Consider the following 14,602-nt stretch of genomic DNA (forward strand, 5'->3'; position numbering starts at 1 on the left):
CGCGACGACGGTATTCCATCAGCGGCATCCGACATCAACGATCGCGCGGTTCGCGGACCGGTTCGTCCGCTGATCCCCGGCACCCGATGGGCCTTGGCCAAAACAAAAAGAGCGGGTCCCTGGCGGGGCCCACTCTCAGACTGCTCATGCGAGCCGCTAGAGAATTTAGTGCCTGCATAATACGCCTGGCGGCGCCGAAAGCAAGCAAATTCACAGGCGGCGGAATTCCAGGTAGCACCCGCGACGGCCTTCCCGGAAGGCCTTTTGCTCGTAGCGGGTCCCCGACCAGGGCTGCCAGGGCCTGCGCCAGTCGTCCGCCGTTCGGGCCGTCCATTCGAAGGCCGGATGGTCGCGCAGATGCGCCAGCGTCCACTCGACATAGGTCTCGATGTCGCTGGCGAAGCGCAAGGTCGCGCCGGGCTTCAGCACGCGGGCGTAGCGGTCGAGGTTGACCGGATTGATGAACCGCCGTTTCCAGTGGCGCCGTTTCGGCCAGGGGTCGGGATAAAGCTGATAGGCACCGTCGAGCGAGGCCTCCGGCAACCAGTCGAGCAGCTTGATCGCATCGTCGCCGTAGACGCGCAGGTTTTCCAGCCCCTCTTCCTCGATGTCGGCCACCGCCTTCGCCAGGCTGCTGACGAAGGGCTCGACGCCGATGAAGCCCGTCTGCGGCAGGCGGCGGGCCTCATGCAGCAGGTGCTCGCCGCCGCCGAAGCCGACCTCGAGCCAGACATCGGACACCGTGTGGGGAAACAGGGCGCGCAGGTCTTCGGGCGGGGCCTGCGACAGATCCGGCTGCAGGCGGGCGAGGCCGGCCTCGAAGATCTCGCGCCGGGCCGGGCGCAGCGGCTTGCCGACACGGCGGCCGAAAAAGGAACCCTTGGTGTGATCTATCATGACTGTCCGCGAGGCGCGCGCCGCGGTTACAACCGGGCGCGCGCCTCGTCTTTCATTTGTAAAGCGACGACGAAGGGTCAGCCCGCCGCATCACGCAGCGCATGGACCAGATCGATCTTCTCCCAGGAGAAGCCGCCGTCGTCTTCCGGATCGCGGCCGAAATGGCCGTAGGCCGCGGTGCGCGCGTAGATCGGACGGTTGAGGCCCAGGTGCTGGCGGATGCCGCGCGGCGTCAGGTTCATGACCTGGCGGATCGCCGTTTCCAGCTTGGCCTCGTCCACCTTGCCGGTGTCATAGAGGTCGACATAGACCGACAGCGGCTCGGCGACGCCGATGGCGTAGGAGAGCTGGATGGAGCAGCGGTCGGCGAGATTGGCCGCGACCACATTCTTTGCGAGGTAGCGCGCGGCGTAGGCGGCCGAGCGGTCGACCTTGGTCGGATCCTTGCCGGAGAAGGCGCCGCCGCCGTGCGGGGCTGCACCGCCATAGGTGTCGACAATGATCTTGCGCCCGGTCAGGCCGCAGTCGCCGTCGGGACCGCCGACCACGAAGGCGCCGGTCGGATTGACGTGCCAGACGGTGTCCTTGGAGATCCAGCCGCCGGGAACCGCGGTGACGATATAGGGCTCGACGATGGAGCGGATGTCGTCGGAGCTGAGCTTTTCATCGAGATGCTGCGTCGACAGCACCACCGAGGTGATGCCGACCGGCACGCCGTTCTCGTAGCGCACGGTGACCTGGCTCTTGGCGTCGGGGCCGAGCGCCGGCTCCTTGCCGGACTTGCGCGCTTCGGCCAGGAGTTCAAGGATCTTGTGCGCATAAAAGATCGGCGCCGGCATCAGGGCCGGGGTTTCGCGGCAGGCGTAGCCGAACATGATGCCCTGGTCGCCCGCGCCCTCGTCCTTGTTGTCCGAGGCGTCAACGCCTTGCGCGATATGCGGGGACTGGGCGTGCAGGTGCACGTCGATGTCGCAGGTCTCCCAATGGAAACCGTCCTGCTCATAGCCGATGTCCTTGATCGCCATGCGCGCAAGGTGGGCAATATATTCGTTGGTGATTGTGGCCGGGCCACGGGTCTCGCCCGCGATCACGACCTTGTTCGTCGTTGCCAGCGTTTCGCAGGCAACGCGTGCTTCCGGCATCTCGCCGAGAAAAGCATCGACGACCGTATCGGAAATGCGGTCACACACCTTGTCGGGGTGACCTTCGGAAACGGATTCGGAGGTAAAGAGATATTCTTGACGCGCCACGATCAACCGTCCTTCTGGGAAGAGTACAACAAGCGGCGGCGAGGAGCCTCGCCGCCGCCGAAGACACATGCCAGCGGACGCAAGCGTTCGTCAAGCCGAACGCGGCAGCTGCGTCACACTTCGTCGCCGGCAAGCGCGCGCACGAGATCCACGACGCGACGGCGCACCTTGGCATCCTCAATGCGGACGAAGGCCTTGTTCAGGGACAGGCCCTCCGAAGACGACAGGAAGTCGACGACATAGGATGCGGGTTTCGCCTCGCCGAAACCGTTGGCCTCGTCCGGCGTACCCGGCGCATCCTCGAAGAAAAAGGCAACCGGAACCTTGAGAACGGTCGCGATATGCTGCAAGCGGCTGGCGCCGATGCGGTTCGTGCCCTTTTCATATTTCTGAATCTGCTGAAACGTGATCCCGAGGGCCTCGCCCAGCTTCTCCTGGCTCATGCCAAGCATCATCCGCCGCAAGCGGACCCGGCTGCCAACATGCACGTCGATGGGATTCGGTGCTTTCTTGCTGTTCATTTTTGGTCTTCTTTCTGGCTCGTTCGGTTGCTGTGACCGCTTTTCTTTGTTTTTCACTTTTTGTCCGGCAGTGCCATCGGGCCCCGCATTTCGCGTCAGACACCTCCGGCGCCGGGGTCGTCGCCTCGTCATTATTACCAATTACAACCCGTTTGGCGAGGACAACGGGAACGGTTGTTATGATGCAGCGCGAAGGTGGCTGTCGTCAATCATTACGCGCATTCCGCAAGTACCCCGTTACAAAAAGGACGCCAAAACTTACCAAAAAGAGCGTAACCGGCGCGAAAGTACCCAGACGGGCATAGAGCGGTGGCAGGATCGCGGCGGGAAGACGGGTGTCGATTACGACCGCGGCCGCAAGGTCGCTGCGGGCAAGCGTGCGGCCGTAGGGATCGACCACGCCCGAGATCCCGGTGTTGGCCGCGCGCACCAGCGGCAGTCCCTGCTCGATCGCCCGCATCCGTGCTTGCGCGAAGTGCTGCCGGGGTCCGGGCGTATCTCCGAACCATGCGTCGTTGGTGACGTTGAGGATCCACCCGGGGCGGGCGTCACGGGTCGTGGCGGCGCCTGGAAAGATCGCCTCGTAGCAGATCAGCGGCAGGAACGCGGGCCCGGAGAGCGGCTCAAGCGTGCGGTGGCGGAAGCCGGCGCGAAACACGCCGGGCAGGGTCACGAGCTTTGTCAGGCCGATGCGCTCCAGCAGCGGCTTGAACGGCAGATACTCTCCGAAGGGGACAAGGCGCACCTTGTCGTAGGCGTCCCGCACCGCCCCGTCGCCATCGATCACATAGACAGAGTTATAGAAGACCCGCTCCGCGCCTTCTGCATCGGCGCGCACCGCGCCGGTGACCAGCGTGTCGGCGGGGCCGAGCAGCGCGGCAATCGCCGACAGCGCCTCCGGCGCATCCGTGAGCAGGAAGGGAACGGCCGATTCCGGCCAGATCACGATCCGCGGCAGATTGTCGCTGGTCGCCTCTGCGTCGCTCGCCGCGGACGGGTCGTTGCCCGTCCAGGGGCGTTTGCTCATTTCCAGATAGGAGGCAAAGACGCGCGAGCGGTTCTCCGGCTTCCATTTGTCCTCCTGCGCGATGGAGGGCTGCACGACCCTGAGCGCGACGGCTTCAAACTTCGCATCGCCGGCCAGCGACAGCCGCGCGATGCCGAAGACCGCAAGCCCGGCGAAGAGTACGACGGACATCACCGTCAGGCGGCGGCCTCCGGCGGTCTGGTCGACAAAGCCGGCCAGTCCGCAAAAGATCAGCGCGACCAGAAGCCCCAGACCGTAGATGCCGACCAGCGCGGCCGCCTGGGACAGTTCGGGGAGGGCGGCGAAGGCATAGGCCCAGGTGTTCCAGGGAAACCCCGTCAGCACATGCCCGCGCACAGCATCGGCGCCGGCAAGACCGAGGGCGAGAAAGCCGGCGCGCTGCCAGCGATCGCTCCAGAACACTCCCGCCACCCCGACGCCCAAGGCGGTGAAAAGGGCAAGCCCGGCCGGCAGCAGCAGCACGGCGAAGGGGATCATCCAGGCGTAGACGTCCGCTTCCACCAGAAAGGCGCGCCCGATCCACCAAAGCCCGGCGAGAAAGAAGCCGAAGCCGAAGAGCCAGCCGGGCAGGACGGCGGCGCGGAAGCGCGCAACCGCGCCCCGGCCTTCGCCGATCGCGCCGTCCAGCAACCACACAAGGCCAGGAAAGCTGATCGCAAGGACGGGAAACACGCCGAAGGGCGGCATGGCGAGTGCGGCAAGCGCACCGCAACCGGTGGCCAGAAGCAAACGACGCCAGCCGAATGCGAGAAGAAAAACTTGCGCTAAGCGCAGCACCGCAACCGCTCCTGCCTGACCGCGCGGCGCAGCCTGCGCCCCGGCGCCGGATTTTCCGGCGAATCACACGGATTTCGTTTGACGATCCGCGCAGGCGAGCGCGCGGTCAAGGGCGCGCCCGCGCGGCGCCCGGCCGTGCAGGTCGTCCCATCGTCTATCGGATCGGGTGGGGTCGGCGCATCACGCCGCGGTGTCGGGACGGCGCATCCGGCGCCGGGCCTCCACGAGGCGTGCGTCGGGCCGTTTCGTGCGGATGCGCAGGCGCTTGATCCGTCGCGGATCGGCGTCGAGAACCTCGAACTCCAGACGCGGGAGATCGCGGGAGGTGATCAGCTCGCCGCGCACCGGCACGCGGCCGACCAGTGTGAACACCAGCCCGCCCAGCGTATCGATTTCCTCGCCGAGGTCGCCCAGCTCGAAATCGGCGCCGATCGCCTCTTCCATCTCCTCGACCGGAACGCGCGGATCGGCGACCCAGACGCCTTCGGCGACCTTCTCGATCATCGCGTCCTCGTCCTCGTCGTGCTCGTCCTCGATGTCTCCGACGACGGTTTCGACGACGTCTTCCAGCGACACGAGGCCGTCGGTGCCGCCATATTCGTCGATCACCAGCGCCATCTGCACGCGATCCGCCTGCATCTTGGCCATCAGGTCGGTCGCCGGCATCGACGGCGGCACGAAGAGAACCGGGCGAATGAGCCCGGTGTCGCTCAACGGCAGGGAGAGATCCACCGACGACAGGTCGAAGCCGACCGAGCGGTTCGACCGGCCGTCCGTCGCCTCCGCGTCGCCCGACGGCGTGTCCGCCACCACGGGATCGCCGGAATCCTGCGCGTCGTTTTCGCCGCCGGTTGCGTCGGCGGTCTTTGCCGGCGGCGCGGCTTGCGCAGTGGTTTGCCCGGCCGCAGCCGCGGCCGCATCCGCGGCATCGCAGGCCCGGCTGTCCGCCGCCTCGGTGGCGCGGGCGGCGAAATAGGCCATCAGGTCCTTGATGTGCACCATGCCGCGCGGGTCATCCAGACCGTCATGGTAGACGGGCATGCGGGAATGGCCGGATTCACGGAAGATTTCCATCAGCCGCGCCAGCGGAACGCTGTCCTCGACGGAATCGATATCGGCCCGCGGGATCATCACGTCATCGACCCTGACCTCGCGCAGGCGCAGGATGTTCGACAGGAGGATGCGTTCCTCGGGGGTGAAATTGGTTCCGGAATCGGCTTCGCGGGCAAGCTCATCCTGAAGGTTCTGCCGGAGCGACACGGACCCGTTGGTCCTGAGCGCGGCAAGCCGCTTCAGTTGCTCGGCAGCCCAGGCGAACGGCGACCACCGTTGCTCGGCGGTGTCATCGCTCCGTTTGGAGCTGGCTTCGTCTCCGGACGGCGCCGGCTTGTCGGTACTTCGGGCCTCTGCATCATTCATGTGGTTTATGCGCCCCGATCAACGGGACGTCTCGCTCTCCATATCGGCGGGTATCGCCAGGTCATCCCCATAGGGGTCGGCAATTCCCAGTTCGGCCAGTATCTGCCGTTCCAGGGTTTCCATCTCCGCAGCTTCGCGATCATCGATGTGATCATAGCCGAAAAGATGAAGAAATCCGTGCGTCACAAGATGGGTAAGGTGATCGCAAAAGGGAATACCCATCTCGTCGGCTTCGCGCGCCACCGTCTCGCGCGCAAGCGCCAGATCGCCCAGCAGCGGCCCGAAGGGCGGCTCGTCCTCGTCGCCGCCCGGGAAGGACAGGACATTGGTCGGCGTGTCCTTTCCGCGCCACTCCCGGTTCAGCACCCGCACCCGGGCATCGTCGCTCAAAAGCACGGACAATTCCGAGCCCGGCACCAGCTCGAGCCGCGCCATCCGGCAGGTGGTGGAGACCACGCGCGCGACAAGCGCCTCCAGATCGTCCCCGTTTCCCCATCCGTCAGCCTCGACGGCGAGATCGATCGACGGCACGGCGGCATCGCTCATTTGCGCGGCCCCGGCGCGGATTTCGCCGCTTCCTCGGCCGCAAGCGAGGCTTCCCGGCCGGCCGCGTCATAGGCCCGCACGATGCGGGCGACCAGTTCGTGACGCACCACGTCGACCTCGGTGAAATCGACGCGGGCCACGCCCTCGATGCCGGTCAGCAGCGACAGCGCGTCGCGCAGGCCTGACTTCTGGCCCGGCGGAAGGTCGACCTGGGTCGGATCGCCGGTCACGATCATGCGCGAATTCTCGCCGAGCCGGGTGAGGAACATCTTCATCTGCATGGCGGTCGTATTCTGCGATTCATCCAGGATGACAATCGCATTCGACAGCGTGCGGCCGCGCATGAAGGCCAGCGGCGCAACCTCTATCATGCCGGACTGAAGCCCGCGATCGACCTTTTCCGCCGGCATCATCTCGAAGAGCGCGTCATAAAGCGGGCGCAGATAGGGGTCGACCTTCTCCTTCATGTCGCCGGGCAGGAAGCCGAGACGCTCGCCCGCCTCCACCGCCGGACGGGAGAGGATCAGCCGGGCCACGTCGCCGCGCTCCAGAAGTGCTGCCGCATAGGCGACCGCCAGGAAGGTCTTGCCGGTGCCGGCGGGGCCGACGCCGAAGATCAGGTCCGCCCGGTCCATCGCCCGGATATAGGCATCCTGCGCCGGCGTGCGCGCCAGCACGGTCTTGCGGCGGGTGGAAATCTGCGCGAACGACAGATGCGAGCGCGGCTCGATGGTCGGAAGGTCCAGTTGCGCCTCCTCGGCAATGGCCATGCGCAACGCGCCATCCACGTCGCCCGGATGCAGCTCCTGCCCCTGCTGAAGCCGGGCATAGAGTGCCTCGAGCGCGCGCCGCGCCTGCTCGCAGGCCGCGTGGCGGCCCTTGATGATCACCTGATTGCCGCGCGCGACGGCATCGACGCCCAGACGCTGTTCGATGAGGGCAAGATTCTGGTCGAACTGGCCGAACAGGTCGCCGACAAGGCGATTGTCGTCGAAGGCGAGCACGACATGCGTCATGTCCGAGGCGGAGACCGCAGCGCGGCTGCTGCCCCGGCTCTGGGTCCGGCTCTCGCCGGTCAAACGGCTACTCCTGGCATTCTGCCTCCTGGTGGCCTTGCGCGGACTGTCCCTGTCGGGTCATGCGACCTGAACATCCTGCCCGTTCACCGGGCGCGCGAACAGGGAATTTGTGCCCGTGTCCGTGATTTCCACCGCAACGATCTCGCCGATGCGCGTTTCCGGCAGATCGAGCTGCACCGGTTGCAGCCAGGGCGAGCGCCCCGTCAGCTGTCCGGGATTGCGGCCGCGCTTCTCCAGCAGCACGTCGCAGCTGCGACCGACCATCGCCAGGTTGAACGCACGCTGCTGGTCCGCGATCAGCGCCTGAAGCTCGGCAAGCCTTTCGCCCATCACGGCGTCGGGCACCTGTTCGTCCAGCGAGGCTCCCGGCGTGCCGGGGCGCGGGCTGTATTTGAACGAGAACGCCGAGGCGTAGCCGACCCGCTCGACCAGATCCATCGTGTCGCGGAAATCGGCGTCGCTCTCGCCCGGAAAGCCGACGATGAAATCGCCCGACAGCGCCAGATCGGGCCGCGCCTCGCGGATGCGGTCGATCAGGCGGAAATAATCGTCGCGCGTGTGGCGGCGGTTCATCGCCTTGAGAATGCGGTCGGAGCCGGACTGCACCGGCAGGTGCAGATAGGGCATCAGCTGCGGCAGGTCGCGGTGGGCGGCGATCAGCGCGTCGTCCATGTCGCGCGGGTGGCTCGTCGTGTAGCGCAGCCGGTCGAGACCGGGGATCTCCGCCAGACGGAACAAGAGTTCGCCCAGCCCCCAGCTGCGGCCGTCGCTGCCTGCGCCGTGCCAGGCGTTGACGTTCTGCCCCAGAAGCGTGACTTCGCGCACGCCGCGCGCGGCCAGACGCTCCGCCTCGCCGACGATCTGCTCGACCGGGCGCGACACTTCCGCGCCACGGGTATAGGGCACGACGCAGAAGGTGCAGAACTTGTCGCAGCCTTCCTGAACGGTGAGAAACGCGGAGACCGTGCGCTTGGAAGCCTGCGCAGCGGATGGTTCGGCCAGGTGGCGGAACTTGTCCTCGATCTCGAAGTCCGTCTCGACCACGCTTTCGCCGCTGGCGGCGCGCTTCACCAGATCCGGCAGGCGGTGATAGGTCTGCGGCCCGAAGACGAGGTCGACGACGGGGGCGCGGCGGGCGATCTCCTCGCCTTCCGCCTGCGCCACGCAGCCGGCGACGCCGATCATCGTGTCGATGCCGCGCGCGGCGCGCTCCTGCTTCAGCTTGCGCAGCCGGCCGAGCTCGGAATAGACCTTTTCCGCCGCCTTCTCGCGGATGTGGCAGGTGTTGAGGATGATCAGATCCGCCTCGTCGAGCGTCTCGGTCGGCGTAAAGCCGTCCGGCACCAGCGCGTCGGTCATCCGCTCGCTGTCATAGACGTTCATCTGGCAGCCATAGGTCTTGACGAAGACGCGGCGGCCGCCCGGCGCGCCGGATACGGCGGCGTCGGCGGGCGTGTCGGCAGGCTTTGTGACGCTGGTGTGTTCGTCGCTCATCATATCCCCGGGCAGGCCTTTCGGCCGGTGCCGTGTGGTGTGTCGCGGATCTCGGATCAGGGATCCTCGATCATGAAACCGGGCCTGCTTTACCCGTTTTTTGCCGCTTTGAGAATAGCAGCTTCCGCCTCGGAATCCGATTCCACACCCGCGGCCGGCAGCGCACGGCCGGCGCGTGCCTCGGCCGCCATCTCCCGGACGCTGCGCTCGAGCCTGCGCGTCAGCATCTTGCGGTCGTTGCCCGGCGACACGCGCAGCGGCCCGCCCCAGACGACGGTCACGTCCACGGCCCCCTTGCGCACCACATTCATGAAATGCGGGATCATCTCCATGTCGCCATACCAGGCGACATGGGCGCGGAACTGCCGCCCCATCGGCACGCCCTGCAAGTCCGTATAGGCCAGCGCCAGCGGCTGGATCCACACGTCCTCGCCCTCGCCCGCCACCGCATGGCGCGCGGCGCCGATCAGGGCGGAGCGAAACGGCAGCACCTCGTTGCCGCTGTTCGAGGTTCCTTCCGCAAACAGCACCATGGCATCGCCCTCAGCCAGGCGCGCGCCCAGCTCGCTTGCGGTGCGCGCCGTGGCGCTGCGCCGCTCCCGGTCGACGAAGACCGAGCGCTGCAGCTTGGCGAACAGCCCGAACACCGGCCAGGAGGCCACTTCCGACTTGGCGACAAAACTGAGCGGCATGCGGCTGCCGAGCACGGTGATGTCGAGCCAGGAGACATGGTTGGCGGTGATCAGCAGGGGCCGGTCGCGCGCCGCCCGGCCGATCTCCCTGACGCGAATGCCGACGAGCGCGCAGGCCATGCGGTGCCAGACAACCGGCAGCCGGCGCTTCAGCTCGCCGGGGATGCGCAGGGCCACCCATTGCACCGGGATCATCGGCAAGGTGATCGCCGTGAGGGCGGAGAGGACGGCAAAGGCGCGCAGCCTCGACATCGCGTCAGTCCCGTTCGCCGGACCCGGGCGAAGAGCCGAGCGGAATGCCGTAAAGCTCGAGCCGGTGATCGACGAGACGATAGCCGAGGCGCACGGCGATCGCCTCCTGCAGGCGCTCGATTTCCTCGTTGCGGAACTCGATCACGCGACCGCTCTTCAGGTCGATCAGATGGTCGTGATGCTCATCCGGCACGGTCTCGTAGCGCGCCCGCCCGTCGCGGAAGTCGTGGCGCTCGATAATGCCGGCGTCCTCGAAGAGTTTCACCGTGCGATAGACGGTGGAGATCGAGATGCGCGGATCGTTCAGCACGGCGCGACGGTAGAGCTCCTCGACATCGGGATGGTCGCTGGCATCCTCGATCACGCGGGCAATGATCCGGCGCTGTTCGGTCATGCGCATGCCCTTGGCGACGCACACGTCCTCCAACGACTGCGAACTTCCGAGATCGGACATCTCGCCTGCCTCTTTCTGGTCGCCGGTTCCGGCCCGAGGGCCGGCGGACCCGGCCGTGCTCCGGTCGAAGCGACCCGCCTGGAGCGGGCGCCACCATGCCCAGCCGATTACGCCAGATCGACGCGCATGACAAGCGCACCGCCGTCGCCGTCGCTGTCCTGATAATAGCCCTTTCGGGTGCCGACGGTGTGAAAGCCCAGCGACTTGTAGAGCGTGACCGCGGCCGCATTGGCGGCGTCGACCTCCAGGAACAGCGCCTTGATCCTGTCCGCATAGAGCCTGGAGATCGCGGCGCGCATCAATTGCGCGCCGACGCCCCGCCGCCGCTGGCGCGGATCGACGGCAATCGTCAGGATTTCCGCCTCGTCGGCCGCCTCGCGCACGATGACAAAGCCCAGCGCCGCCCGGCTGCCCATCACATTCGCGCGGCGCGCCTGCAGGATGAAGACGCCCGGCTGGCGCGCCAGCGCAACCAGCTCGTCCGCGCCCCAGCCGACGGGAAACGACCGGTCGTGCAGATCGGCAAGGGCGTCGAGATCCTCGCGACGCGCCTCCTCGATCACCGGCGGCGGCGCCCAGAACCACCAGAAGGTCATGCCAAAAGCCTCGCGTCGCGGCGCGCCGGCGCGGCATCGGGCGCACGCAGATAAAGCGGCTCGGGCCGCGACGTCCCGGGATCCGCCAGCGCCCCGAGGCGGGCGACATCCGCGATCGCCGGCCAGCCATGGGCGTGAAGCACGGCCAGGTCGCCGCGTTGCGTGGCCGCGACGATCTTCTCCGCCCCGCTTCCGGCCAGGCACGCCCCTTCGGGCAGCTCATCGCCGAGCGCTGCGGCCGCAACCGCGCGCGCGGCATCGCACGGCGTGCCATCTGAAGAAAATCCCTGGATGTAGACGTCGGCCCCGCGCCCGGCGATGGTTGCCCAGATCGCGGCTCCACTGCGCTCCGGGGCGTTCTCGCGCCGGGCCCGGGCGGCAAGGGCCGCGAGCGTGGAAACGCCAACAGCGGGCACATGCACCACCAGTGCGATCCCGCGGGCCGCGGACAGTCCGACGCGCAAGCCGGTGAAACTGCCCGGTCCGACGGTGACGACGACCCGGTCGAGTTCGCTGAAGGCGATGCTTGCTTCCGCCGTCACCTCGCCGATCATGCCCATCAGCCGTTCGGCGTGGCCACGCCTGAGCACCTCGCTCGCCTCCGTCAGGCGCGCGGAAGCCCCTTCGCCGTCAAGGACGGCGACGGAACAGGCGTCGAGCGCGGTATCGATCGCAAGGAGGCGCATGCAGCGAGTAAACCCATAGAGGCAGGATCCGTCGACCCGACCATTTGCTAGCTGGTCTTTGCCGAAATCGCGAGCCCCGCACGGGCCTAGATCCGGTCCATCAACGAAAAACCGCCCGCCGACGCAAAACGGCCCGGCGCAAGCGCCGGGCCGCCGAAACGCTTTTCAGCGGCACGATTACATCGCGCGCACTTCCTCGACTTCCGGAACGAAGTGACGCAGCAGGTTCTGGATGCCGTGCTTGAGCGTGGCCGTGGAGGACGGGCAGCCGGAGCAGGCGCCGCGCATCGACAGATAGACGACCCCGTCGCGGAACCCGCGGAACGTGATGTCGCCGCCATCCTGGGCAACCGCCGGACGCACGCGCGTCTCGATCAGCTCCTTGATGGTGCCGACGGTCGTCTCGTCGCCCGCCTCGAAGAACTCCTCGGCGCTTTCCTCGGCCATCTCGTCGCGGGTGACAGGCGCGCCGGACATGAAATGCTCCATGATCGCACCCAGCACCGCCGGCTTGATGTGCTGCCATTCGGCATCGCCCTTGGTCACCGAAATGAAGTCATGGCCGAAGAAGATGCCCTCGACGCCCTCGACCTCGAACAGCTTTTCCGCCAGCGGAGATGCGCCCGCATCCTCGGACTTGCGGAAATCCATCGTGCCTTGCGGCAACACGACACGGCCGGGCAGGAACTTGAGTGTCGCCGGATTCGGCGTCGCCTCGGTCTGAATGAACATGATGCTCTTTCCTTTGTCGCTGGTGGCGCCACCCCTGTCCAACCGTATCGAGGTCGAGAGGCAACGCCGCGCGCTCGTCGTCATTTTGCCAGCCATTTGCGACGAGACGACCCGCGCACTGTCTTGAACAGTATAGAGGGCCGCGGCCGCGAATTCCAGATTGGAATTGTTCCAGAGTGGCATTTTCACCGCGTTTTCGTGTCTCGGTCTTGCAGGATATACGCAACGTGACCCGCGAGCGGATCTCAGACGCCCCGCAAGGGTCGCTCAGGCGAGGGCCGCAATCGATTCGTCGTCGAGCGTCGCCGGAACGATGGTGACGGGGATGGGAAAACTCGCCGCGCCCTTGCCGGCGATCGCCGAAACGAGCGGCCCCGGCCCTTCCGAGCCGCTGCCGGCGGCAAGAACGAGGATCGCGATGTCGGCGTCCTCCTCGATCAGGGCGAGGATCTCGTCCGACCGGTTGCCTTCTCGCACGACAAGCTCGGGCTCGGTCCGGGCCACGGACCGCACGCGGTCGGCTGCCTTTTCAAGGCAGTTTTCCGCGTTTTCGCGGGCCTCGGCGCGCATGATATCCTCCACGCCCAACCAGTGCTGGAAATCGCCGGGCGCAATGACATAGAGCAGAGTGGCAATGCCGTTGGTGCGCTCCGCGCGCTTTGCGGCATAGACAATCGCCCGGTCGGCCTCCGACGTCTCGTCGACGACGACGAGAAACTTGCGGCGGTGACCTTCCTCGAAGCTTTTGCGGATCGCTACCATGGGCGCATGCTGCCACCGGCCACGTCATGCGGCAAGCACCATCCTGTCCCACCCGATACGGCGCGACGGCAGCGGCTAGAGAATGAAACGCGACAGGTCGACATTCTTGGCCAGCTCCCCGATGTTTTCGCGCACATAATCCGCATCGATCACCATTGTCGTGTCGCCGGCATCGGGCGCGGTGAAGGACACCTCGTCGAGCACGCGCTCCATCACCGTCTGCAGGCGGCGCGCGCCGATGTTCTCGATCGTGGAGTTGAGATCGACCGCAATGGAGGCGATTTCCTCGATCGCGTCGTCGGTGAACTCCAGCGTCAGCCCTTCCGTTCCCAGAAGCGCGACATACTGCTTGATGAGGCTCGCCTCGGTGTCGGTCAGGATGGCGCGGAAGTCGTCCTTGGTCAGCGCCTTCAGCTCCACGCGGATCGGCAGACGGCCCTGCAGTTCCGGCAAGAGGTCCGAGGGCTTGGAGACATGGAAGGCGCCGGAGGCGATGAAGAGCACATGGTCGGTCTTCACCGGGCCATGCTTCGTCGAGACCACCGTGCCCTCGATCAGCGGCAGCAGGTCGCGCTGAACGCCCTCACGCGACACGTCGCCACCGGTGCGCTCGCTGCGGGCGCAGATCTTGTCGACCTCGTCCAGGAACACGATGCCGGCGTTTTCCACCAGATCGATCGCCTCCTCGATCACCTTTTCCTCGTCTAGCAGATTGTCCGCCTCCTGCTCCAGCAGGATGTCGTAGCTTTCGCTCACCTTGACCCGGCGGGTCTTGGTGGCTCCGCCCAGCGCCTTGCCCAGCATGTCGGAGAGGTTCATCACGCCGATGCTGCCGCCGGGCATTCCGGGCATGTCGAAGCCGGGCATCTGCGGCTGGGCGCGCACCTCGATGTCGATTTCCTTGTCATCCAGCTCGCCGGCGCGGAGCTTCTTGCGGAAGCTGTCCTTGGTCGTCGGGCTGGCATTCTTGCCGACCAGCGCCTCGACCACGCGCTCCTCGGCCTGCAGATGCGCCTTGGCCTCGACGGACTTGCGCTTGGCCGTGCGCACCAGCGCAATGCCGGCCTCCACCAGATCGCGCACGATCTGCTCGACGTCGCGCCCGACATAGCCGACCTCGGTGAACTTGGTCGCTTCCACCTTGACGAAGGGCGCATTGGCAAGCCGCGCGAGCCGCCTGGAAATCTCGGTCTTGCCGACGCCGGTGGGGCCGATCATCAGGATGTTCTTCGGCATCACCTCCTCGCGCAGCCCTTCCTCGAGCTGCTGACGGCGCCAGCGGTTCCTGAGCGCGATGGCAACGGCGCGCTTGGCATCCTTCTGGCCGATGATGTGCCGGTCCAGTTCGGAAACGATCTCGCGGGGAGAAAGCGTGGTCATGACGGGATCTCTCGTTG

Annotated in this window: 15 protein-coding genes; all 15 read right to left on the minus strand. The window is 66.5% G+C overall.

Going from position 1 to position 14,602, the window contains the following annotated elements; genetic code table 11:
- Positions 1-210 precede the first annotated feature (210 nt).
- Positions 211-897 (minus strand): tRNA (guanosine(46)-N7)-methyltransferase TrmB, encoded by a 687-nt coding sequence (trmB, locus tag LC092_RS12275; RefSeq protein ID WP_224806827.1) that lies wholly within the window; start codon positions 895-897, stop codon positions 211-213.
- Positions 898-974: 77 nt separating this feature from the next.
- Positions 975-2,147, minus strand: a complete 1,173-nt coding sequence (gene metK, locus LC092_RS12280) for a methionine adenosyltransferase (RefSeq protein ID WP_224806828.1) — start codon at positions 2,145-2,147, stop codon at positions 975-977.
- 113 nt (positions 2,148-2,260) lie between these two features.
- Complete coding sequence (locus LC092_RS12285; RefSeq protein ID WP_093809872.1) at positions 2,261-2,668, minus strand: helix-turn-helix domain-containing protein; 408 nt, start codon at positions 2,666-2,668, stop codon at positions 2,261-2,263.
- A 205-nt stretch (positions 2,669-2,873) separates the two neighbouring features.
- On the minus strand, positions 2,874-4,493 hold the full coding sequence (lnt, locus tag LC092_RS12290; RefSeq protein WP_224806829.1) for an apolipoprotein N-acyltransferase: 1,620 nt from the start codon (positions 4,491-4,493) through the stop codon (positions 2,874-2,876).
- 180 nt (positions 4,494-4,673) lie between these two features.
- Positions 4,674-5,912: a transporter associated domain-containing protein gene (locus LC092_RS12295; RefSeq protein WP_224806830.1), complete on the minus strand. Its 1,239-nt coding sequence runs from the start codon at positions 5,910-5,912 to the stop codon at positions 4,674-4,676.
- An 18-nt stretch (positions 5,913-5,930) separates the two neighbouring features.
- Positions 5,931-6,458, minus strand: coding sequence for an rRNA maturation RNase YbeY (gene ybeY, locus LC092_RS12300; protein WP_224806831.1), 528 nt, complete (start codon positions 6,456-6,458; stop codon positions 5,931-5,933).
- A complete protein-coding gene (locus LC092_RS12305; RefSeq protein ID WP_224806944.1) occupies positions 6,455-7,474 on the minus strand; it encodes a PhoH family protein in 1,020 nt (339 codons plus the stop codon). Before LC092_RS12305 ends, ybeY begins: the two co-directional genes overlap by 4 nt.
- Before the next feature lie 120 nt (positions 7,475-7,594).
- Positions 7,595-9,031, minus strand: coding sequence for a tRNA (N6-isopentenyl adenosine(37)-C2)-methylthiotransferase MiaB (miaB, locus tag LC092_RS12310; protein ID WP_224806832.1), 1,437 nt, complete (start codon positions 9,029-9,031; stop codon positions 7,595-7,597).
- Positions 9,032-9,120: 89 nt separating this feature from the next.
- A complete protein-coding gene (locus LC092_RS12315) occupies positions 9,121-9,975 on the minus strand; it encodes a lysophospholipid acyltransferase family protein (protein ID WP_224806833.1) in 855 nt (284 codons plus the stop codon).
- A 4-nt stretch (positions 9,976-9,979) separates the two neighbouring features.
- Entirely contained in the window at positions 9,980-10,429 is a 450-nt protein-coding gene (locus LC092_RS12320) for a Fur family transcriptional regulator (RefSeq protein WP_224806834.1), read from the minus strand.
- 107 nt (positions 10,430-10,536) lie between these two features.
- Positions 10,537-11,025: a ribosomal protein S18-alanine N-acetyltransferase gene (rimI, locus tag LC092_RS12325; protein WP_224806835.1), complete on the minus strand. Its 489-nt coding sequence runs from the start codon at positions 11,023-11,025 to the stop codon at positions 10,537-10,539.
- On the minus strand, positions 11,022-11,711 hold the full coding sequence (tsaB, locus tag LC092_RS12330; protein ID WP_224806836.1) for a tRNA (adenosine(37)-N6)-threonylcarbamoyltransferase complex dimerization subunit type 1 TsaB: 690 nt from the start codon (positions 11,709-11,711) through the stop codon (positions 11,022-11,024). The genes rimI and tsaB overlap by 4 nt, the downstream gene beginning before the upstream one ends.
- 177 nt (positions 11,712-11,888) lie before the next feature.
- The gene (locus LC092_RS12335) at positions 11,889-12,443 is read right to left on the minus strand and encodes a NifU family protein (RefSeq protein WP_224806837.1); all 555 of its coding nucleotides are present in this window, start codon (positions 12,441-12,443) and stop codon (positions 11,889-11,891) included.
- Positions 12,444-12,710: 267 nt separating this feature from the next.
- Complete coding sequence (locus tag LC092_RS12340) at positions 12,711-13,205, minus strand: universal stress protein (protein WP_224806838.1); 495 nt, start codon at positions 13,203-13,205, stop codon at positions 12,711-12,713.
- 75 nt (positions 13,206-13,280) lie between these two features.
- Positions 13,281-14,585 carry an ATP-dependent protease ATPase subunit HslU gene (hslU, locus tag LC092_RS12345; protein WP_224806839.1) on the minus strand — a complete coding sequence of 435 codons (1,305 nt, stop codon included), beginning with the start codon at positions 14,583-14,585 and terminating at the stop codon, positions 13,281-13,283.
- Positions 14,586-14,602 lie beyond the last annotated feature (17 nt).

This window comes from Stappia stellulata (assembly GCF_020176715.1).
In the GTDB taxonomy this organism is placed as follows: Bacteria; Pseudomonadota; Alphaproteobacteria; order Rhizobiales; family Stappiaceae; genus Stappia.